Origin of the sequence: Nostoc sp. (assembly GCF_036918245.1) — a bacterium.
Taxonomy (GTDB): domain Bacteria; phylum Cyanobacteriota; class Cyanobacteriia; order Cyanobacteriales; family Nostocaceae; genus Nostoc.
In genome coordinates this window covers 190,727-212,942 of sequence record NZ_JBALEF010000094.1, presented here as the reverse complement: position 1 = coordinate 212,942, position 22,216 = coordinate 190,727, and the positions used below count along the sequence as shown (strand labels likewise).

Annotated in this window: 22 protein-coding genes; 12 read left to right on the top strand and 10 right to left on the bottom strand. The window is 42.2% G+C overall.

From position 1 onward, the window contains the following. Positions 1–400: 400 nt before the first annotated feature. On the top strand, positions 401–658 hold the full coding sequence (locus V7L12_RS27445) for an Asr1405/Asl0597 family protein (RefSeq protein ID WP_334816252.1): 258 nt from the start codon (positions 401–403) through the stop codon (positions 656–658). Between the two features lie 60 nt (positions 659–718). Next, on the top strand, positions 719–1,381 hold the full coding sequence (locus V7L12_RS27440) for a (2Fe-2S) ferredoxin domain-containing protein (RefSeq protein WP_335089166.1): 663 nt from the start codon (positions 719–721) through the stop codon (positions 1,379–1,381). 511 nt (positions 1,382–1,892) lie between these two features. Here the strand turns inward: V7L12_RS27440 and V7L12_RS27435 are convergent. Continuing rightward, positions 1,893–3,116 carry a tetratricopeptide repeat protein gene (locus tag V7L12_RS27435; protein WP_335089164.1) on the bottom strand — a complete coding sequence of 408 codons (1,224 nt, stop codon included), beginning with the start codon at positions 3,114–3,116 and terminating at the stop codon, positions 1,893–1,895. Then, a complete protein-coding gene (locus V7L12_RS27430) occupies positions 3,022–3,525 on the bottom strand; it encodes a hypothetical protein (protein ID WP_335089162.1) in 504 nt (167 codons plus the stop codon). Before V7L12_RS27430 ends, V7L12_RS27435 begins: the two co-directional genes overlap by 95 nt. A gap of 166 nt (positions 3,526–3,691) precedes the next feature. Here V7L12_RS27430 and tumA point away from each other — a divergent pair, with 166 nt between their 5' ends. Both tumA and tumE read left to right on the top strand, forming a co-directional pair. Continuing rightward, positions 3,692–3,922, top strand: a complete 231-nt coding sequence (gene tumA, locus V7L12_RS27425) for an antitoxin TumA (protein ID WP_335089160.1) — start codon at positions 3,692–3,694, stop codon at positions 3,920–3,922. Continuing rightward, on the top strand, positions 3,912–4,295 hold the full coding sequence (gene tumE / locus V7L12_RS27420; RefSeq protein WP_335089158.1) for a toxin TumE: 384 nt from the start codon (positions 3,912–3,914) through the stop codon (positions 4,293–4,295). The genes tumA and tumE overlap by 11 nt, the downstream gene beginning before the upstream one ends. Positions 4,296–4,368: 73 nt before the next feature. Here the strand turns inward: tumE and V7L12_RS27415 are convergent, their stop codons facing one another. Next, positions 4,369–5,739: a Rid family detoxifying hydrolase gene (locus tag V7L12_RS27415; RefSeq protein WP_335089156.1), complete on the bottom strand. Its 1,371-nt coding sequence runs from the start codon at positions 5,737–5,739 to the stop codon at positions 4,369–4,371. Positions 5,740–5,848: 109 nt separating this feature from the next. Then, entirely contained in the window at positions 5,849–6,280 is a 432-nt protein-coding gene (locus tag V7L12_RS27410) for an NUDIX hydrolase (RefSeq protein ID WP_335089154.1), read from the bottom strand. Positions 6,281–6,433: 153 nt separating this feature from the next. On the opposite strand from V7L12_RS27410, the gene malQ reads away from it, so the two are divergent. Next, positions 6,434–7,948, top strand: a complete 1,515-nt coding sequence (malQ, locus tag V7L12_RS27405) for a 4-alpha-glucanotransferase (protein ID WP_335089153.1) — start codon at positions 6,434–6,436, stop codon at positions 7,946–7,948. A gap of 217 nt (positions 7,949–8,165) precedes the next feature. Here malQ and V7L12_RS27400 read toward each other — a convergent pair whose 3' ends face one another. Next, complete coding sequence (locus V7L12_RS27400) at positions 8,166–8,978, bottom strand: helix-turn-helix domain-containing protein (RefSeq protein ID WP_335089151.1); 813 nt, start codon at positions 8,976–8,978, stop codon at positions 8,166–8,168. After that, positions 8,953–9,765, bottom strand: a complete 813-nt coding sequence (locus V7L12_RS27395) for a pseudouridine synthase (protein WP_335089149.1) — start codon at positions 9,763–9,765, stop codon at positions 8,953–8,955. Before V7L12_RS27395 ends, V7L12_RS27400 begins: the two co-directional genes overlap by 26 nt. 135 nt (positions 9,766–9,900) lie before the next feature. Here V7L12_RS27395 and V7L12_RS27390 point away from each other — a divergent pair, with 135 nt between their 5' ends. Continuing rightward, positions 9,901–10,614 (top strand): LmeA family phospholipid-binding protein, encoded by a 714-nt coding sequence (locus tag V7L12_RS27390; protein WP_335089147.1) that lies wholly within the window; start codon positions 9,901–9,903, stop codon positions 10,612–10,614. Positions 10,615–10,777: 163 nt separating this feature from the next. Here the strand turns inward: V7L12_RS27390 and V7L12_RS27385 are convergent, their stop codons facing one another. Both V7L12_RS27385 and cbiT read right to left on the bottom strand, forming a co-directional pair. Then, entirely contained in the window at positions 10,778–11,665 is an 888-nt protein-coding gene (locus V7L12_RS27385; RefSeq protein WP_334816224.1) for a phosphatidate cytidylyltransferase, read from the bottom strand. 15 nt (positions 11,666–11,680) lie between these two features. After that, complete coding sequence (gene cbiT, locus V7L12_RS27380; protein WP_104905801.1) at positions 11,681–12,283, bottom strand: precorrin-6Y C5,15-methyltransferase subunit CbiT; 603 nt, start codon at positions 12,281–12,283, stop codon at positions 11,681–11,683. A 93-nt stretch (positions 12,284–12,376) separates the two neighbouring features. On the opposite strand from cbiT, the gene V7L12_RS27375 reads away from it, so the two are divergent. The 6 genes from V7L12_RS27375 to tatA all read left to right on the top strand — a co-directional run bounded on the left by V7L12_RS27375 (position 12,377) and on the right by tatA (position 18,045). Then, the gene (locus V7L12_RS27375; RefSeq protein WP_335089145.1) at positions 12,377–13,816 is read left to right on the top strand and encodes a serine/threonine protein kinase; all 1,440 of its coding nucleotides are present in this window, start codon (positions 12,377–12,379) and stop codon (positions 13,814–13,816) included. Between the two features lie 203 nt (positions 13,817–14,019). Beyond that, positions 14,020–15,102 (top strand): DNA-methyltransferase, encoded by a 1,083-nt coding sequence (locus V7L12_RS27370; protein ID WP_335089144.1) that lies wholly within the window; start codon positions 14,020–14,022, stop codon positions 15,100–15,102. Between the two features lie 43 nt (positions 15,103–15,145). Then, complete coding sequence (locus V7L12_RS27365; RefSeq protein ID WP_335089142.1) at positions 15,146–16,621, top strand: restriction endonuclease; 1,476 nt, start codon at positions 15,146–15,148, stop codon at positions 16,619–16,621. A gap of 368 nt (positions 16,622–16,989) precedes the next feature. Further along, a complete protein-coding gene (locus tag V7L12_RS27360; RefSeq protein ID WP_335089140.1) occupies positions 16,990–17,217 on the top strand; it encodes a DUF2188 domain-containing protein in 228 nt (75 codons plus the stop codon). A gap of 77 nt (positions 17,218–17,294) precedes the next feature. After that, entirely contained in the window at positions 17,295–17,522 is a 228-nt protein-coding gene (locus V7L12_RS27355) for a KTSC domain-containing protein (RefSeq protein WP_335089138.1), read from the top strand. Between the two features lie 349 nt (positions 17,523–17,871). Beyond that, positions 17,872–18,045: a twin-arginine translocase TatA/TatE family subunit gene (tatA, locus tag V7L12_RS27350; RefSeq protein ID WP_094348761.1), complete on the top strand. Its 174-nt coding sequence runs from the start codon at positions 17,872–17,874 to the stop codon at positions 18,043–18,045. A 48-nt stretch (positions 18,046–18,093) separates the two neighbouring features. Here the strand turns inward: tatA and cphA are convergent, their stop codons facing one another. Both cphA and V7L12_RS27340 read right to left on the bottom strand, forming a co-directional pair. Then, positions 18,094–20,799, bottom strand: a complete 2,706-nt coding sequence (gene cphA, locus V7L12_RS27345) for a cyanophycin synthetase (protein ID WP_335089245.1) — start codon at positions 20,797–20,799, stop codon at positions 18,094–18,096. Positions 20,800–20,973: 174 nt separating this feature from the next. After that, complete coding sequence (locus V7L12_RS27340; RefSeq protein WP_094348499.1) at positions 20,974–21,837, bottom strand: cyanophycinase; 864 nt, start codon at positions 21,835–21,837, stop codon at positions 20,974–20,976. Positions 21,838–22,216 lie beyond the last annotated feature (379 nt).

Genomic DNA, 22,216 nt, shown 5'->3' with positions numbered 1-22,216 from the left:
AACATTTTCACAATCAGAGCAAGCCAATTTGCCATCACAAGATTTTGTATTTTTGTTTACTAAAAGTCTTAAGTTTATCGTTTGCTGGATTATGGCACGCTCATCTAGTTGTGTATATTTATCATTACTATTGACATAAAAACTTAAGTGTGCAAATATACGCCAGGAAGTGAGGGTAGATGGGGGAGTAAATACCTCCTTGTCCTGATTTTACTGGTCATTCCCCTGATCTCCCTGATGGGATGATTGCAAAAATTTTATTTTTTTTCCAAAATTAATGAGAATTGTTTGCACTTAAGGTATGCTGGTTTTGAGAGGCTAGACTACTAAGACTTTCAAAAAGCAGAGAGTTAAATGGCGGTAGTTACTGCAAGTTTGTTGCATTTTGAGGGCAATTCTCTTGAAATCGTATAGTTCAGAAATACAAATAAACCACCTTGTAGAGGTGAATTGGGTAGATCGGTGGCAAGTCTATCAACGTCTAGAGGAGTTAGACATTCCCTGTAGTTGTGCGGCTAACCAGCCATTAAAAGTTGAAATTAGCAATCTGACTGCGGCTGTTCAACTTTGGAGTGTAGTACGGCGATTTACAGCCTCTCGTCAAGACCAGATTTGGACTCTTGAGTGTTGCTGGAAAAGTCGCTATCAACAGTTATAATTTTTAGCTGCTGAGAATATCTTGCTTAATAGCTTGTATTAATTAAAAGGAGGTTAAAAAATGGGTGGATCTCAGAATATGGAAGTATCAGAATTTTGTCTTGAGGGCAGATTTATAGATTTTGTTATTAAAGATGGCTATAAGCTGAAAGGTTTACTGCTGGCTACTCATGAGGGTGAATGCTACGTTCAACTCGCTAAACATTTACGGGCTGCTTTTGACATGCGGCTACCAGCAGGTACTTGGCTACAAGTTGTTGGTTATAAAGAATACGATATAAAAAAAGACAAAGTTACACTGAAAGCTGAACGTGTGATGGCGGCGCGTTCTGAAATAGCGGCAGTTAAAACCATCGCTGCACCACAAGAACCCCCATCTATTGATGATGTCAAGGTAAAACCAGCTAAGACTAAGGCCACGATTTTGGTGTGTCAAAAGTCTGATTGTATGAAACGCGGTGGTAAAGCAGTTTGTCAGGCGTTGGAGGCGGCTTTAAGCGATCGCGGTTTAGAAGACCAAGTTACAATCAAGGGCACTGGTTGTATGAAGAACTGTAAAGCTGGGCCGAATTTAGTTATGCCAGATAAAACACGCCATAGTCGAATTCAAGCTACACAAGTTCCCGCCTTGATGAATCAGCATTTTGGCGACAAAAATTTATCAGCACAGCCGGAAAATTTAAGGGAAGCGGCAATATATAATGGGAAATTTTACGGAAAATAGTAGTGAAATGTTGACATTTTAATGAGAAAGTTTAATAATATCTTCTCAAGTGTGTTCCGTTAATACTCGGTCGTAAGCTTTGCTAGAAGTTAGCAATAAAATCAAAAAACTGGCTTTAATTAAGGCCAGTTTTTTCAATGAATAGGGTTTAAATTGAGCAATTTTTAACCGGGATGCTCCCATAAATTGGAAAGGTTCAAGGCAGCGTGATTGATTGGTGAGTATGTAGACGCACAGGGATTTGAGTGGATTTAGACAAATCCCGTTTTTACCTGGCTGATACCGTAGGGATACAGAATTGCGATCGCCTTATATTTGTATGCAATTGAGTTGAGCGATCGCCTACAGTTTCTCATGAGAAGAGCAAAGTAATAGTAGCAATCGCTTAATATTTGTATGCAATTGGGTTGAGCGATCGCCTACAGTTTCTCATGAGAAGGGCAAAGTAGTAGTAGCGTAGGCATAGCCCGCCGCAGGCATCGCTTTATATTTATAGTGGAAATTACATGATCTAAGTTAGAGAAGACTGCAACAACTGTCGCATGGATATAGCTTGCACATGGTCAGGGAACACGGTTAAAAAGTCATTTAGGTCTTGGATAGCTGCATGGGTATGCTCTAAGGAAGCACCTTGAGATAAAACATGGATATATAACCGCTCTGCTGGTTGATGATATTGAGCAGCTAAATAGTAAAGGGCTAAATTAAAGGCATTAGACCAGTCTTTAGCATCTTTTTCGTAATGCTGTTTAGCAAGCTTGATGGCAAGTGCTAGGTCAGCCCATGCTTTATCTGGTTGGTTAAGGGCTTGGTAGGCTAAAGCGCGATTATATAAATACCAATTACTCTCAGAATCTAAGTCAATAGCGCGGTTGAAATCTGCAAGAGCCTCATTATATAGCTTTAGCATCAGGTAAGTATAACCGCGACTTGCGATCGCCCAGTCAAGTTTGGGGTTAAGTTCAATGGTGCGGTCAAAATCTTGTAAGGCTTTTTCGTAACGCTTCATTGAGCGGTAAGTTTCACCGCGATGTGCCATCGCCCAGTCAAGTTTGGGGTTAAGTTCAATCGCGCGGTCAAAATCTTGTAAGGCTTCTGGGTAACGCTTCATTGAGTGATAAGTTAGACCGCGATGTCCGAGCGACCAGTCAAGTTTGGGGTTAAGTTCAATTGCGCGGTCAATATCTTCTAGGGCTTCTGGGTAACGCTCCATTAAGCAGAAAGTTAGACCGCGAAGTGCGATCGCCCAGGCATGTTTGGGGTTGAGTTCAATGGCGTGGTCAAAGTCTTGTAGGGCTTCTGGGTAACGCTTCATTGAGCGGTAAGTTTCACCGCGATGTGAGATCGCCCAGTCAAGTTTGGGGTTAAGTTCAATCGCGCGGTCAAAATCTTGTAAGGCTTCTGGGTAACGCTTCATTGAGTGATAAGTTAGACCGCGCCAACCTAAAGCAATTGGTTGCCATTTAACTTTAATCCTAGAATTTTGTAGGACTGCGGTAAACATTTCTAATGTAACTTGATAAAAATTTTCGTCATAGGCTTTTAACCCACTAGCTAGTTGCTCACCCCAACGCTCAACTTCAGCAGAATCCGCATCTTTACCAGCCTGAAGCATCGTTTCTGCAAACTGTTGGGCAAATTTACGTTGATTTTTGAGTGCAGCAAGAAATTGATTGAGAGCTACAGATAAATTCTTTTGCGGTGACTGACATAAGTTGTGATACAACCATCTCATCAATAACTGCATCTAAACCTGTGACATCACCGCTAGCTTTGGCATAGCTATAAATTGCTAATGCTGCGGCATACGCTTCGCTAGCAGCTGCTATACAGGTATCATCTACCAGTTCTTGCAGTTGCGTCAGAGACAAAAGCACCGGATACAAGTCCTCAAATATCCCTAAATCCCGGCGCATCTCTTCCAAATCAAAAGAACGAGGCAAAAATTCAGGGTTCTGTGTTGCTACTTCTAAAGCTTTGCTCACAAAAGCCCGACTTTTATCTCCCATCTTCAACATCGTTCGCCGGTCTTCGGGGGTCAAATCAATCAAAAACGGTAACTTTTCTCTAATTGTAGCGATCGCCTGCATGATTGCTTCCTTGTCTGCTGGGGCTAAACTGGCACTGATGCGATTTTCTGCCATTTTTAATACTCCTTTAGGATACTTAATTTCAGTATTCCCAAAGTTATAGAAGCGATCGCGTTTCTTGAGAGGTAATTAACAGAGTTTTACCTAGATTTACAAAAAAGAGACGGGAGTTTAGAAGAAGAGGCTTAGGATAAACTAATGAAACTGAATGCAGAAATAAATGCGTAAACAAATCATCGAATATACATCTCCACTAGATGCGCTGATTGCCCTTACTAAACAGTTAAATACCTATGAAATAAAGTACCAAATGAATTCAGAAGAATTTTTTGCCAAATATAACCAAGGCGAAACCTCTGACGATGAAGTGTTTGTCGAATGGGCAGCAAACTACCAACATTATCTAGCTCTACACCAAGAGATAGAGAGTAAACTCAGAGATGTCGCGTAAAGTTATTCAAGCCTATTTAGATGAAGTTGAGCAACTTTTACTCAACGGCTCTAATACATACATTGAGGAATATAGTGCAGTAATTTTAACGCCACAGAGAGCTAATCTCCGCATTAGGATACGTTTCGCTCTCAAATATTTACTGGCAGTCAGTGAAGCCTTTGTTATTGTAGATAATCAGATTACATATATCGATTACCGCTATCACTTTCAAGATGAGCAAAATAGTCTGATTTTTCGTTATGACAGTACACCACACTTTCCCAACTTGCCTAGCTTCCCGCACCATAAACATCTTTTCGACAACGTAATTGCTTGCGAAAAGCCATATATAGCCGATGTGCTACAAGAAGTGATGGAGCTTTTAGAGTAGAGTATAGAATTTGCATCGCAAAACAGAACAATCAAATGTAACCGTTAAAATTTTGCTCATTGTTCTATTTCTCCTAACCGCTAATCACCGCGATCGCATCAATCTCTACCAACACATCTTTAGGTAAACGCGATACCTGCACACAAGCCCGCGCTGGGGCTGTATCTTCCGGGAAATATTTAGCATATACAGCATTCACCGCCGCGAAATCATTCATATCAGCCAAAAATACAGTGGTCTTCACCACATCTTGAAAAGTCGCACCAGCTGCTGTGAGGATGGCTTCCAGGTTAGCTAATACTTGCTCGGTTTGTTTTTTGACATCATCAGTGTAGACGACATCACTAAGGCGGGGATCGATGGCAATTTGTCCAGCGATGAATACAAATTGACCAGAAGCTGCGATCGCTTGATTATAAGGGCCGACTGGAGCGGGTGCGTTATCAGTATTAATTACTTTACGGGTCATAGATATTACTTTCTCTAACGATGTTTCCTGTTTACCGATCTCTGCTTCAGCTGCGATCGGTTTGTAAACTTCTCCATCTGGCATTATCGCACCAGTCAGGTCTGCATCTTTAAAAGTTGCCCCATACATATTTGCTCCTGTTAAATCTACCTTCTTCAGGTTTGCCTCGTTTAGATTAGCGTTCATCAAATCTACTTTTTGCAGTTCTGCTTTTTCTAGATTTGTCCCTTTGAGGCAGGCTTTTCTGAAATTTACACCTATGAGCTTTGCTGCACCTAAATCAGCCCCAGCCAGATTCATACCAGACAAATCCTTTTGAGATAAATTAACACCCCGAATCTTAGCTCCTTGAAAATTGACATCTTTGAGTGTTGTAGTAGACAAATCTACTTGGCTGAAATCAGATCCAAGTAAGTTAGCCCCAGTTAAATTAGCACCCCTCAAGCTTGATCTTACGACTTTTGTTTCATTCAAGGATGCGTCAGTGAAGTTTGCAGAGTCGAGTGTAGCATCACTTAAATTAGCATTATCTAAGTTAGTGTTACTAAGGTTAGCACTACTCAAGTTTGCTTTACTAAAGTTGGCATTATTCAAGTTAGCGTTACTAAAGTTGGCACTACTCAAGTTTGCTTCACGAAAGTTTGTATTCTTCAAGTTTGCGTTACTAAAATTTCCACTACTTATATTTGCCTTACTTAAGTCAGCACTACTCAAATCTGCCCAAGTCAAATTTAAGTGAGACTTTTCCACTAAACCACTCAAATTTGCACCGATCAAAGATGCCCTAGTGAAATTAGTGTTTTGAAGTAATCCCTTACTCAGGTTGACATCATTCAAATCTGCTCCTGTCAAATCTGCATCCGTAAGGTCTATTCCACTCAGATTTGCACCTTTGAGGTCTACTCCTCTAAGATTTACTGAATGAAATTTCCCTTCTCCTGCGGCGTATTTCTCTAAAAGTTCCTCAGCGTCCATAACGCACCATTAAATACCACTGACACAGTATAATCACAAAAACTTTGTGTCACAGGTATTCCTCTCCCCTCTTCCTTTGCGCCCTCTGCGCCTTCGCGGTTCGTCCCTCTTACCCCAACCTCGGACGTATCCCATAATGCCGATATCGCCAATAATCCCGCAAAATGCGATCGTGGTCAAAACACAAATCACCAGGCACACGCCAATACTCAAAAATGCCTATACCCTTAGCATCATCTCCAGCCACCGGTTCCCCCGTAGCTGTCGCCAAAAACACAATACTAATCGTATGTTGACGGGGATCGCGATTTGGGTCAGAATACACCAGTAATTGTTCAACTAACTCCACCTGCAAACCCGTTTCTTCCTGAGCTTCCCGCCGGGCCGCCACTTCCACTGCTTCTCCATAATCCACAAAACCACCAGGAATAGCCCAACCTAAGGGTAGATTATGTCTTTCAATTAACACTATTGGCCGATGAGGTCGATCTACTAGTTCAATGATGATATCAACTGTCGGTGTAGGATTTCGGTAAGTCATAATCTGTTAACAGTGAACAGTTAATAGTTAACTGTATTTGTTAGCTCTATGACAACTGATAACTGATAACCGAATACTGTTATGTGATAGATTCGATGCGATCGCCTAGCGTGTCGTTCAGACAATAGCTTCCTCCCATAATTCAGATTACTTATGCCTTTTCCTAGATCAAGTGGTATTTTGCTGCATCCTACCTCCTTTCCCAGTCGATTTGGCATTGGGGATTTAGGCTTAGAAGCTTATCGCTTCATCGATTTTCTTAAAGAAAGCCATCAACAATATTGGCAAGTTTTACCTTTGGGCCCCACTGGATACGGCAATTCTCCGTATATGTGCTACTCGGCAATGGCGGGAAGTCCCCTGCTGATTAGCCCAGAAAAACTGCGAGATGAGGGTTTGCTAACAGAAGAAGACTTTGCTAATTTACCAGGATTTCCGGAAGAAAAGGTAGATTTCGAGAAGGTTGTGCCGATTAAGATTGGGCTACTCAAAAAAGCCTATGAACATTTTAGAGCCAATGCCACACCCATCCTACAAAAAGAGTTTGAAGGTTTTTGCGACAGCAAAGCCTATTGGCTAGATAATTACGCCTTATTTATGGCGTTGAAAGATGCCAATGAGAATGCAAACTGGCACACATGGCCGTCAGAACTTGTCAAGCGCGATCCACAAGCAATGGAGCAAGTACAGGAGCGGCTCAATGAAGAGATTTTTTATTACAAGTTTGTCCAATTTGAGTTTTTCCGCCAGTGGTCAGAGCTTAAAAGCTACGCCAACATGCGCGGTATTGACATTATCGGCGATATCCCCATCTACGTAGCTCATGATAGCGCTGATGTGTGGGCGCATCCTAACATATTTTGTCTAGATGAACAGACAGGTGCTGCTGCCCAAATGGCAGGAGTTCCACCAGATTACTTTAGCGCCACCGGTCAATTGTGGGGCAACCCAGTTTACAACTGGGAGGAATTGCAAAAACAAGACTTTAAATGGTGGGTACAGCGCTTTGAGGCAATGCTGGATTATGTAGATATAATTCGCATTGACCACTTCCGGGGCTTCGAGGCTTATTGGGCTGTGCCGCAAGGTGAACAAACTGCGATGAATGGTAAATGGGTGGAAGCGCCTGGAGATGCTTTTTTTGAAGTGATTAGGCAAAAGTTGGGCAAGCTACCCGTCTTAGCAGAAGATTTGGGAGTAATTACACCGGGGGTAGAAGCGCTGCGAGACAAGTATGAATTTCCGGGGATGAAAATTTTGCAATTTGCCTTTAGTGCTGATTCCACTAATCCATTTTTACCATTCAATTATCGGCACAATGCTGTAGTTTATACCGGGACTCACGATAATGATACAACTATAGGCTGGTTCAATACAGCTGAGGACCAGGAAAAGCAAAACTTGTTGCTTTATTTAGGTTCTATCAGCCCTGATGGCATTCACTGGGATTTGATTCGCCTAGCTTTGAGTTCTATAGCCAACCAAGCAATTATTCCCTTGCAAGATATTTTGGGATTAGGAAACGAAGCACGGATGAATTTTCCCAGTATTGCTGAGGGGAACTGGGAGTGGCGCTATCAACCAGGAGCGATAACAGACGAATTGCGCGATCGCTTAAAAGTTCTTACCAAACTCAATGGACGCGCCCCGGAAGATCAAGTCGAGTAAGGAGTGGGGCATGAGACAAGGGGCAGCAAAGGAAGAGGAAAAACGAAGATGAGTGAGCAGGGGAGCAGGGGAGCAAAGGAGAATAATTAATGCCCAATGCCCTTCAGGAGTGCTGAGTGCTGAGTGCTGAGTGGGGAATCTCACTTCTTTACTCAGCACTCGGAACTCTAAACTCGGAACTGTTTTGCCCCATGCCCAATGCCCTATACCCCATATTTCAAAACTTAGGCTTGGCAGCAATCCTAACTTCTTCCTCTTTCCCTGGCTCTCCCATTTTCTTAGCTTTCTCTTGATTGACGCTCACCAACACACCACCAGCATTATCAGTTTTCACTGTCAGTTGCTCTTGGGCTTTCCAAATTCGGTGAGTTCCCTGTGGCAGAATACCCTCAAACTCGGTTTTGCCATCGGCTACTACACGAATCCAAGATGAGGCTTTCAAAGTCACACCAACCTGGACAACCTGTCCCTTTTGGACACCGCTGAGGGTATCGCTGACAGGTTGTACCTGCGTTGACTCTTTTAGTTGAGCTATTTCTGGTTTAACAACTGACTTTTGTTTTGGATATGGCTGGTTTGGGCTATTACTTGCTTGTAGTAACGCATTATTTAATAACTGAGATAAGCCATTTACAGAGCATACTATTAGGAATATGTAAAGAAAGTAAAGATGAATCGGACGTAGTTGAGCCAGGGATGAAGTATTCCCCCTACTTAGAGGGCTAACTTGTGCAGAACTGATCGGAAAAGTGCCAGAAAATTCTACTCCATTCAAGCCTAATGCATCGGCAAATTGCCTGATCAAACCCTGAATATAGACTGGTTCTGGTAGATCGTTTAAATTACCTTCTTCGATCGCCTGCAATAATCGTCTGGGAATCCTGGTCAATGCAACCACTTGCTCTAGAGATAAACCCTGTTCTTGACGCAATGCCCAAAGTTGAGCGCCTAATTCTGCCAACTTTTCAGCTCGTTGTTCCTCTAATGAAAGTGATGGCTGGTGATTATTCTTCTTTCTTAGCCATTTCATGCCTACTGACACTCCTTAATTCCACTGAATCTTTAATAGGTTGCGTTATCTGATCTTGCAAAAAGCGAATCTCATAATCTTTAAGGGAACGATATTTACCCTCTGACAAAAAGGGTTCTTTTAGAGTTTGTAATTTAATTGGGCCAATCGCAGTCCGATGCAGCTTGATTACTGGGTATCCTAACTGTTGAGCTATCTTGCGAATTTGGCGATTTCTTCCCTCCTGCAACACTATTTCTAAAACACTTTGCTCGGTACGACGTTCTATTAGATGTACCTTAGCAGCCCTAGTTTTTCTACCCTCCAACATCACACCTTGACGCCACATTTGCAGTACTGTTTCTGAAGGATGTCCTTTGACCAAAACATGATATGTCTTGGAAATACTGTGACGTGGATGGGTTAATCCAAATGTCAGTTCTCCGTCATTAGTCAGGATTAATGCTCCTGTAGAGTCTGCATCTAAACGACCAACTGGATGAATACCTGAACCCTCCCGTAATTCTTTCGGTAGTAAATCTAGGACTGTTGGTCTTCGATGAGGGTCGTAGCAAGTCGAAACTACTCCCGGTGGTTTGTGCAGCAATAGATATATTAAAGCTGGACGCTGCTTTTGGGATACAGGCTTACCATCAATTGCGATCGCATCTTTTTCGGGATCGACTTTTTGACCTAAATGTGCCAATACCCCATTAATCCGCACCCGTGAGTGCCTAATCATTTCTTCGGCTTCACGACGTGAGGCGATACCCCATTGAGCGAGAATTTTTTGTAACCGTACCTCCATGTGGAAATTGCTTATTTATTGTTATCAATTAAATGATATTTGCATTTTGTAGCGAGTAGGCATAAATGTTACATTTAAAGCTTATTTAATTTATGTTCGGTTGTTGAATAAATACTCATAAACAAATTGATTTAGATGCCAGATCAAAATTCCCAAACAAAAAGTGCAAATAAAATCCGCATAATTACGCAGGTACTCACAACAGCCGTCAAGCTCTGGTTAAGAGCGCAAGTCAGCCAAATATCGGAATTAGAAGTGGAGATTAAAGCTAGCGATCGCCAACTTTTCTCTGGACGCATTCCTTCGGTATCTGTTTTTGCTACTCATGCAGTTTATCAAGGTCTCCTAATTACACAAATTCAATTAATAGCAGAAAATATTCGGGTAAATATCGGTTCCGTACTCAAGGGAAAACCTCTGCAACTGTTAGAAACAGTACCAGTGGTTGGCGATTTAATCGTAGACGAGAAGGATCTGAATGCTTCTCTCTCATCTGACTTATTATCGACTGCTTTGAGCGATCTATTGGTTAAGGTTTTACCAACAGATTACCCCCAGTCACAACCAATCAAGTGGCAAGAAATTCTCCTTGGGAACAACCAAATTATACTGCGAGGTTTGAGAGTAACCAATAGTGAAACAACGCCTCTAGAGATTTGTCTGGGCTTACAATTAATTAGTGGGCGTGAATTGCAACTGGCACATATCCCAATCAAGCTCGACCAGAAAAATATATTAAAAAACAATCATGAGTACAACCTGGATCTTGGCTCAGATGTTGATATTCAAGAATTAACGCTGATCCCAGGCAAGCTGGTGTGTCGTGGGCGGATTAACGTTAACCCTTGATGATGACAAATTAAAAAATATTAATACCCTATTTTAAATGATATGGCGTCTAGTGGGGAGCAGGGGAGCAGCACTTCGGCTACGCTCAGTGACCGAGGAGAGGAGCACAGGAGCAGGGGAGAATAATTAATAACCAATGCCCAATGCCCAATGCCCAATTCACCTATTTACTAAGTAGTGGCAAAAGTAATGTCACAAAATAGTAAACCAAAGGAGCTGTAAAAATATAACTATCGGTACGGTCTAAAATACCACCATGACCGGGGATTAACTGTCCAGAATCTTTGACTCCAGCATCCCGCTTCAGCATAGATTCTGTGAGATCCCCTAAAAGACTAGCAATACCAATTAGCAAACCCAATGCTAAACCAGTGAAGAGGGATTTAGGCAAGTGAAGATAATAGGCTCCTGCTATGGCTACGGCAACACTTGAAGTAATGCCAAAGACAGCACCTTCTACAGTTTTTTTCGGGCTAATGTCAGATAGACGGGTTTTCCCAAAGAATTTGCCAATGGTGTAAGCACCGATATCAGCTGCCCAAATACACAAAAAAGTCAGTAGTGTGGCTGTAAAACCTTGTGCTAAAGAAGCGGAATTTGCCTTTTCCCAGAAATCTGTCCAGGTTGTGGGCCAATAACCTCCAAAAGGGAGATTGCTAAAAGTAGCGCTATCAATTGCTCGTAACCGCACCCAGTAACTTGGTAAATAACCTACGTAAAATAGCCCCATAATGGAAGCGGAAACATCAGCGATCGTGGCAAATTTGGGTTGAAACAGCAGGTAAAAGCAAATAAGTGTGCCGGCTATTGGCATCACAGCGTCAGCTAAACTGCCATCAAGGGTGCAAATCACTAGCAAGACTAGGCTGACAGCCATAGTAGTTTTAGCGGCAGGAGCGATGCCTCTGGCTCGCACCAAATTAAAATATTCTTGTTGACCCAAAAAGATGATAACCGCAAAGATGATGGTAAAGTACCAACCCCCCAAAAGGGTTGCGAAAAGAGCAAGAGCGATCGCAACAATTCCACTAATAATCCGAGACCAAGGCATAGAAGTATTTTGGATTTAGTCTAGTTTCTCACCACTGAGGATAAAAATGGGATCAACGGCGGTAAAGGTTTGAGAAAAGCCGCGTGTTTCTAAGCGATTAACCGCAGATTGGACAACTTCGATATTTCTAGCCCTTAACAGGGAAAAGCTCTGGGAAATAGCATACAGACTTTCTAGATTAGCAGCTGTGGCTACAACCCGACCGGATGGCGGCAAATAATGCCAAGCTGCTTGCAGAATTTCCTGAATGGGGCGACCTCCTTCGATACAAACGCGGTGAGGGGTAATTTTGAGGTCATGCAAACACTCTGGGGCGCTGCCTTCAACAACTTCGACATTTTTCACATCAAAGCGATCGCAGTTACGCTTGATCAGATTAGCTACTTCTTCATCCCTTTCGATAGCGATAATTTGTCCGTCTGGACACAATAGCCCCACCTCTACCGGAATTGTACCTGTCCCTGCACCAATATCCCACAACACGGAATCTGATTTTAACCGCAGTTGGGCAATCAATAGCAGTCGGACTTCTCGCTGGCTCAGGGGAATTCCTGGCAAATGCTCGAATAATTCATCGGGAATACCAGGGGTAATATAAGGCCAAAGTTGGGAGGGCATAGAACTACGCAATTATACTAAAGATATCGATTTGCCAAATTGAAAAGCTATAAGCTATAAAACTTTTCAACCGTAGCATTACAAGAAACCATAATGATTGGCGAAATTTTAGGCGATGTCCGGGGACAAGACGCTGGGCGTCTTTGCTACGAAGTTCAGCAGCTATTAGGAAAAAAAGCAGGGCGGCGGACGCTATTAGCTCGTGATTTGCAAACTCAGGAATTAGTTGTTATCAAATTACTCTCTTTTAGTAGTGATTTTGAGTGGGATTCACTTAAGTTGTTTGAGCGAGAAGCCGAAACTTTAAAAAACCTAGCACATCCCTCAATTCCTGGCTATTTAAACTATTTTGAGGTAAATTTACCAACCATCAAAGGATTTGCTCTAGTACAAACTTATATAAGAGCACAAACTTTAGAGCAATGTTTACAGACTGGACGAAGTTTTACCGAAGCTGAAGTCAAACAGATAGCCAAAGCACTTTTAGAGATTCTCGTTTATCTACATAGGCTGTATCCGCCTGTAATTCACCGTGATATTAAGCCTAGCAATATTTTATTGGGGGAGCGTTCTGGCAATAGTGTCGGTCAAGTTTATTTGGTAGATTTTGGCTCAGTGCAGACAGTCCTAGCTGCCGAAATCGGGACAAGGACTGTGGTAGGAACTTATGGCTATATGCCACCAGAGCAATTTGGCGGACGCACTGTTGCAGCATCCGACCTTTATAGTTTAGGTGCAACCTTAATTTATTTAGTGACGGGTACTCACCCAGCCGATTTACCCCAAAAGGATTTTCGCATTCAGTTTGAACAACTGGCTAATCTCAGTCCCAGCTTTAGCAATTGGTTAAAGTGGATGATTGAACCTAGTTTAGAACGGCGTTTGAGTTCTGCCGATCAAGCGATCGCAGCTTTAGAGAAACCACAACCGACAAACTTGCCTACTTTGGTTGTTGGCAAACCAGATGGGAGTAAGATTCAACTAACTAAAAATGGGGATTCTCTAGAAATTATCGTTCCACCATCTGGTTTTGATCCATCAATAGTATTCACAGGTTTATTTGCGATCGTCTGGAATTCATTTATCTTATTTTGGACAATTGGCGCACTCTCAGCACCTTTTCCTGTCAACATCCCCTTTGCCTTGTTCTCGCTTCCTTTTTGGGGTGCTGGCTTTATGATGATGTATAAATTTATCTTTAATTTGTTTGGAAGCATCTACTTACGCCTGAATCCAGAACAAATTACCCTAACCTGGGAGTTGTTTAGTTGGAAGTTTGAGCGTCCCCGTCCATCCCCAAGGCAAAGTGTTAATAAGTTGGTTTACATTCCAAAACACTTTACTAAAGGCTCTAAAGACACTAGAGTTGCCGTTCCAGCACAATTATATATTTGCTCAGGATTACAAAAATATCAGATTGGTGGAAACGATGGCGGTATTAAATCCGAAGTAGAACTTGAATGGTTAGCTCATGAATTAAGTGAGTGGTTAGGTTTGCCAATTACCAATCCAATGGGAAGTGAGTTGAGCTAGCGATCGCTTTGTTCAATGTGTCCAATTTTGCTTCGACCATACTTGACATAGAACTTATGTACTGAATATTGGTGCAGATACTTAGCATATTGTTCTATTCATCCAGCAAATTGATCAAAAAAAATAGCTAACAGTTGGATAACTTATGCTTTTATGGATGATACTGTCTTCATAGACCGTACAACTGTACTAACAAAGTTTAGATGAGACTTAATTGTAATCCTTACTACGAAACAAAATTTGGTGCTGCTTATTTGGGAAACAGCCTAGAATTAATGGCAGGTATTCTTGACGAAAGTATCGATTTAATTTGCACCTCTCCACCATTTGCATTGGTTCGTAAAAAAGAATACGGAAACGTCGATGCTGAGGAATATGTTGAATGGTTTAAAGATTATGCAGCACACTTTTACCGTATTCTTAAACCAACAGGCTCACTAGTTATTGATATAGGTGGCAGTTGGATTAAGGGAATGCCAGTTCGTTCTCTTTATCATTTTGAACTAGTTGTTGCTTTGTGCAAAGCAAAAGAAAAAGGCGGACTTGGATTTTATCTGGCACAAGAATTGTATTGGTATAACCCAGCAAAACTACCCACCCCTGCCGAATGGGTAACAGTTCGCAGGGAAAGAGTTAAAGATTCAGTAAATACAATTTGGTGGCTGTCAAAAGAACCGCATCCTAAAGCTAATAATAGAAGGGTTTTAAAGCCTTATAGTGATGCGATGAAAAACCTTTTAAAGAATGGGTATAAACCCAAAATTAGACCATCAGGCCATGATATTTCCGATAAATTTGGGAAGGACAGGGGAGGAGCTATTCCCCCGAATATTATTGATGGACGTTGTAGTACAGACAAAGAAGAAATAGGGCAACAGACTCTTATACAAGAAACTTTATTTGAAGATTTAGTCCAGCCCGTAAATGTAATTTCTGCCTCAAATACCGCTTCCAACGATTATTACCAAAGGCGTTGCAAACAAGAAGGTTTTAAGCCACATCCAGCAAGATTCCCTCAAGCTTTACCAGAGTTTGTCATTAACCTTTGTACAGAACCAGGTGATATTGTTTTAGAACCTTTTGCTGGTTCTAATATGACAGGTCGAGTTGCAGAAACTTTACAAAGACGCTGGTTGGCTTTTGAGATTGATGAAAACTACATCAAAAGCTCAAAACTGAGATTTGAAGAAAATGCTCCTTTGGTTGTTGAACCTCCAGCAGATTTACCACCAATAGCAATAGAAAATGCTGATAATAACCAGTCAGTACAGTTAGGACTGTTTTAAAGAAGGCGCTCCAACTAATCAGATGTTTTAAGGAAATTGAAGAATGGAGTCTCATAAATTAAAAAGGTTTACTTATGGACATCAGTTTGAGCCAGCAAAATTCTCTTTAGTTGAAATTCTGGAATTATGTAAAGAGTGTCAACCAAGTCGAGACACACTGGAAGCCAATATTGCCCAACGTTATTTTTCCCAACATTCTAAACGGGCATCATCTAGGCTGGCTTCAGAAAATATCAGCAAATTGGCAATGAATTGTTTCTTATCACTCAGAGCCTATCAGCTTATTGGAGACTTGGAACAGCCACGCCAATATAAAATCACTCCTCTTGTTGAGGAAATTTTATCGAAGTCCAACAATACTTCTTTTGTAAATCGACGGTTTGCGGCTCACATATTAAATAATCTGTCAGGCATGGCTTTATTAAAAGCTATCGACGCAATTAATTCCAGAGGAGAAGAACCACAGTTGGAGTCGATAGCTTATGAATTACAAGAAAGGGGATATGCCATATCACCCAACGCCATCTACACAAGTACCATGAGAAGTTGGTTGTTCCAAGCAGGTGTTTTTGAACGGGAATACGAAATAAACTGGGATATTGTTTCAGAAATTTTAGGCATCAATAAAGATTTTATTGACGAGCTTTATACCCTGACTCCCGGACAAAAACATTTTCTCCTTAGTCTGCTGAATCTTGATGTGAGAGAACTTATACCAGCTAATAAAGTTGCCCAACATACCAGAAGTATTTATAAATTAAGACTCACAACTAAAAATTTAGTCAAGGATGTTATTGAACCTCTTGCAAATCTCGCTTTGATAGAAACAGAAAAAACCACAGGTGGTAGAGGAGCTAAACCGAATAAAGTCAGATTAACAAGCATTGCCCAGTCTGAACTACTAGCACCCTTTCTAAAATCAATCGCTAATGAAACAAGGCTTTCGGAAATTGAACTCAACCGTACCTTTGATGATGTTGTAAATGAATTAAATCATCCAGATAAACATATTAAAGGCAAAGCGTTAGAGCTTCTGGCAGTCTGGATGATACGCCTAACTAGTCTGTGTTTTACAAAATGGCGCAGTAGAGAAAATGGCAAAGGGGAAGTAGATGTTCTGGCAGCTTCAGACAGATTTGTTTATAGTCGGTGGCAGATTCAATGCAAAAATACAAATAAGGTTGATATTGATGTCTTAGCCAAAGAAATCGGGCTGACATTTGTTACGGGGGCAGACGTGGTAATGGTTGTAACAACTGGTGAGTTTACAAGGGATGCTTATCAATATGCTTACAGAATGATGGAAGTATCCCGCTATTATATGATTTTGTTACAAAAAGATGATATTGAAGCAATTAAAAGGGATAAGACGAATATTGTTGAAATTTTCGACAGAAAGGCTAGGCGAGTCTTTGCGAAGAAAGAACTCGACGTGTCTGACGAAGAGTTAAATGAAATTGAACAGGAAGAAGATTTGATGGCTGAAGCTATCGAAGAAGAAATAGATGATAACAGTTGAGATATTTGTTTGGCAATATAGGTATTATTATATGTCTAAATTAGGATTTACCTGTCTATCTAGACTCAATTTCAAGCATTCTTTATATATAAGCTTAATGAAAAAATGATGTAGCAATTAGGACTTTTCAGGTATTCAATTGTCCATCGTGTAGACACAGTTTCAACTCCTCAACAAAAAGGTTTTAATATTGAAATCTAAAATTGAGATTAAAATGACTTTTGAGGGAGAATAATTTTAAAAGTTGATTTTCAAAGAACAACCAAAAGTATTTAATAATTATTTAATATTGTTTTGACTACAAGATATTTACATTAGTAAAGATTGTGTTAAGGTGTAAAAGTAGTTAAGTATAAACAATATCACTAATGTCTAAAGGTAAAGACCAACATATCGTCCCTCACTCTGAAGGTTGGGCAGTTAAGTCTGAGGGTGCTAGTAAGGCTACTAAAATATTTCACACCCAGCAAGAAGCCATTGAGAAAGGGCGTGAGATTGCTATTAATCAGCAGTCTGAATTATTAATACATAACCGAGAAGGGCAAATTCGAGAGCGGAACAGCTACGGCAATGACCCGCACCCACCTAAAGGTTAAAGATTAGTGCATTAGTTCAAAATAGACTGTCAGGTGAGTAATTTTACCTGACATTTATTTTTCTATAGGAATAAAGAATGCTACGAACACGAGTTAGCTCAAGCGATTTGCAAAGTGTTGGTTACGATGCCACAACTTGCATACTTGAAATTAAGTTTCATAGTGGAGGCATATACCAGTATTTTAAAGTTCCAGAATCTATTAATAGGGGACTAATGGCTGCTTTTTCACATGGGAAGTATTTTCACGCTTGTATCAAAGATTTATATTTTTATCAAAAAATACTCTTAAAGACCACATATTAAAAGTTTCTCTATTAACTCTAGGTGATAGCTCTATTACTAGAAACTAGTACATTTGAATTCAATCGCAGTACCTCTATATATCGGTCTGACAAGGTTACAGACGGAATAGACTGAGGAGATTTAGTCGCACTTTTCACGGATTTGAGTTGGTTAATCACAGACTGAGCTACTTTGGCAGATTATGCCAAGTTGCTTTGCCAAAAGTTTTTGAGGACAAAAAGACTTATTTCTATTGATTTTATTTATACCCTGTTTCTGCAAGAGGGTCGAGCGCTTATCAGTGGCGAACTCATCGGATTTGAGCCATCAATGTCTATATTTAATTACAGATGCCTTAGAGGAAATTTATATGTTTGGACTGGGATGGCCAGAAATAGCTGTAATTAGCATAGTCGCTATTCTAATTTTCGGCCCAAAAAAAATTCCCGAACTGGGGACTGCACTGGGCAAAACCCTACGAGGTTTTAAGGAGGAGATGAAAACTCCCAGCGAGGAAACCAATCAGGAAGAAGAAAAACAGTAATTAAAGGAGTCAGGAGGAGCCAGCGCACTGCTTTCTCCTGATACCTGGCTATAGCAAGGTATTAACAACAGAAGAAGGTGCGATCCCATTTTGGGAATCGATGACAGTTGTGCCGGGATTTTGTTGGTGTGTCTCTTCCTTGGCTAAACCACGCAGCTTAATTAACTTAATAGCCCTACTAACACTTTCTGGCAAAATTACCACTAGGCTGTTATCAGGAGCCATGTCTAAGCCTTTATCGATCGCTTGGGTTTCATCCAGAATTGATTCATAGCGGCTATCAGGCTTAACTTCCGTGATACCTTGAATAATCAACTGGGCAGCTGAACCACGTAAGCGTCCCCGTGTATCATCGTCTTCTTTGATGATGATGTAATCAAAAATTTGTGCTGCTAATTTACCCAAAGTAACAAAATCTTCATCGCGGCGATCGCCTGGCCCGCCAATTACGCCAATTCGTTGTCCTGTAGTCCAGTTCCGCACAAAGGAACCCACAGCTTCGTAACTGGCTGCGTTGTGGGCATAGTCTACCAAAGCGTGGTAGTTGCCTAAATTAAATAGATTCATTCGTCCCGGTGTTTGGCTAACTGAAGCCCGGAAGGTCTTCAAACCAGCACGAATCTGCTCAATTGTGACGTTTTGCACAAACGCTGCCAAACTTGCTGCTAAAGCGTTGGCAATCATAAACGGCGCACGTCCGCCCATTGTTAAAGGTATATTTTCGGCTCTTTCTATGCGGTGTGTCCAATCACCTTTAACAATTGACAAATAGCCATTTTCATATACTGCCGCTACTCCACCCTTTTGGATGTGCTTCCGCACTAATTCCGAATCGGGGTTCATGGTGAAGTAAGCAATATTAGCCTTAGTTTTTTCTGACATAGCGGCGACGCGGCGATCGTCGGCGTTAAGTACCACATAGCCATCAGGGAATACAGCTTCCGCTACTACACTTTTGAGGTTAGCTAACTGCTCAATGGTATCTATATCGCCTATTCCTAAGTGGTCGGAGGCTACATTCAATACTACCCCTACATTTGCGGCTTCAAAGCCCAATCCAGAGCGGAGAATACCACCGCGAGCCGTTTCCAGTACTGCTACTTCTACTGTGGGATCTTGGAGGATGACGTGGGCACTTTGGGGACCTGTATTATCGCCAGATTCTACTAAGTAATCACCGATATATGTTCCATCAGTAGTAGTATAACCTACTACTTTTCCAGTCTGTTTATAAATATGTGCTAGTAGTCGAGTAGTGGTGGTTTTGCCATTAGTACCCGTGATGCTGAGGATGGGAATTTGGCTAGATTGCTCGTTAGGAAACAGCATATCCATCACTGCACCAGCGACGTTGCGGGGAATACCCACGCTTGGGGCAACGTGCATCCGAAAACCGGGAGCAGCGTTAACTTCGACAATCACGCCATCCACTTCCCGCAGAGGACGGCTAATATCTGTGGTGACGATATCGAGTCCGGCGATATCCAAACCGATAATCTTAACTACTCGTTGTGCCAACCACAGATTTTCTGGGTGAATTTCATCGGTACGGTCTACGGCACTACCACCTGTACTCAAGTTGGCTGTTGCCCTAAGATAACAAATAGTACCTTTGGGTGGCACGCTATTTAGGGTGTAACCTTGCCTTTCTAGGAGCTGGTAGCTGGTGCGGTCTAGTTCTATCTTGGTCAGGACGTTATCATGTCCTTCACCGCGATTTGGGTCAAGGTTTGTTTCCTCAATCAGTTCGGCAATGGTGGATCTGCCGTTGCCAATGACATGAGCCGGGACACGTTCGGCTACTGCTACTACTTTCCCATTTACGACCAGTACCCTGTGGTCACGCCCAACGTAATATCTTTCGACAATAATTGACCGGGAAACTTGTCTGGCAGCTTCGTATCCAGCTTCAGCTTCTTCCCAAGTTCTGATATCAATGGTGATCCCACGTCCATGATTGCCATCTAAGGGCTTGATGACGATGGGATAGCCGCCAACGAACTCAATGGCTTGTTCCAAATCGTCTAAGAAGTTGATTACTGTACCTCTGGGTACTGGTGCACCAGCAGCAGCGAGGATACGTTTAGTCGCTTCTTTATCGCAAGCTAGTTCTACACCCAGAATGCTGGTGTTGTCCGTCATTGTGGCCTGCATCCGCTTCTGGTTCACGCCGTAGCCTAGCTGAATCAAAAAGCGGGCTTCCAGCGACATCCAGGGAATGCCTCTTTTTTCTGCTTCTTTGACGATCGCTTCCGTGGAAGGGCCTAAGGAAGCATCACGAGTGAAGTCTTTCAGGTCTTGGATATCTTGCTCTAGTTCTGCCTTGGGATAACGGCCTCGATCAACGATACTCTGGCATAGCCGTACTGCGGCTCGTCCAGCGTAGCGTCCCGCTTCCTCATTCAGATACTCGATTACTACTTGGTAAATTCCGGGCGTGGCAGTTTCGCGGGTGCGACCAAAGCCGACATGCATCCCAGCTAATTCTTGGAGTTCTAAGGCTACGTGTTCTACTATGTGGCCGATCATAGTGCCTTCTTTGACTCGCATCAGAAAACCACCGCGACAGCCAGGCGAACAATAGTGACCCTCCAGACTTGGCAGCGCCTCAACTAATCCTTCATAAAAGCCAGGGATTTCATTCGAGGGCGTCTCGCCAAGGTTTTCTAAATCGAGGCGCATGACGATCAGTTTATGGCGTCGAATGCTCCAATAGTTTGGGCCGCGTAATGTCTGGATCTTGAGAATTCTCATGGGAATAGGTAGATGGAGATTCGGAACCAAAATTCTAGTTTCTTACTGGAATTGACCGCTAAACTGTTCGTTAAAAACAGTTTTTTCTTTTTACATGGTATTCTTATCATTTTTCTACGGTAAGAAATAATAAATGTGCGGTCAACTCAGTGTAACCTCAGATACTCTATCCCGTCAGCTGGAGATTCGGTGTACAGCAGGTAATACAGTCCGCTGGTACAAGTGGAAGCGATCGCCGTAGCTGAGGATATGGAGACGTAAATTATGCACGGTTAACGGTTCATTAGCACCGACATGGGGTTCGTTGGTATGGGTCAGCTCGGTGGGATCGACAATGGTGACACTACCTTTACCCATAACTTGTAGCCAACCATCACGTTCAAACACTGCACAAGTATCTTCGTCAATGCCAATACCTAAGCGATCGGGATGAGCTGCGATCGCACTAATCAGTCGCCCCATCCGATTACGGTTATGAAAGTGTTGATCAACGATTACTTCTGGAATAAATCCCAAACCCGTTGCCATATCTACTAGGGAACGATTGGGCGTCTCTCCACTACCGCCGCCAGCAATCATGTGATGCCCCATCACCGCCGCTCCTGCACTGGTGCCTGCTAACGTAAGTTGCCCCGCCCTCACCCGCTGGCGAATAATTTCCATTGCTGGCGTATCTGCCAATACGCCACAAAGACGCAGTTGGTCCCCTCCGGTCAAAAATACCCCACTACAGGCTTCTAAGGATGCTTTGATCTGGGAGGCTTCACACTGTTCTCGTTCGCGGATGTCTAAAATCTCTACCTTCTGGGCACCCATTTCTTCAAAAATGCGAATATACCGACCACCGATGATGGCGGGTTCGCGAGAGGCAGATGGAATAATTGTAATATAAGCCTTACTAGCACCGGCTCGTCCAAAAAAAGTTCGTAGGATTTCGCGCCCATGAACTTTATCTTCTGCGCCTCCGATAACCAGAACGGCGGTTTTAGTTGCTTGGGGTGTCCTCATTTCTAGCGATTTAGCTTGTAATTGCGGCATTGTGTTTCTCCTGTCAACAACTTCAGGTGAATTTAACAAGGTTCAGAAGCCTAATGATTTTTGCGCTTTGCTTCTTTGAGAGGACACTTTTTTGAAGTTTGGAACTGGGTCAGCCACTCTCCAAATTCTTGCTTAACGTTCGCGTTGCCTCAGTCTAAACGTGTTCGTTCCCATTCATCAAAGCCAGCGCCTTGTTTTTCACCTGTCCACTTGCAGCAGGGCAAAATAGTCCTTAAGTAGCTAGATTCCCACTCTTGGGTTAGGGACGAGCAGTTAAGACTACGCTTTTTTCTGAGACTGGCTCGATGCATCCTGGAAGTTGTTAACTTGATATGATTATTAATTTAAATGTAGTTGTGACAACATTTAAACATAAATT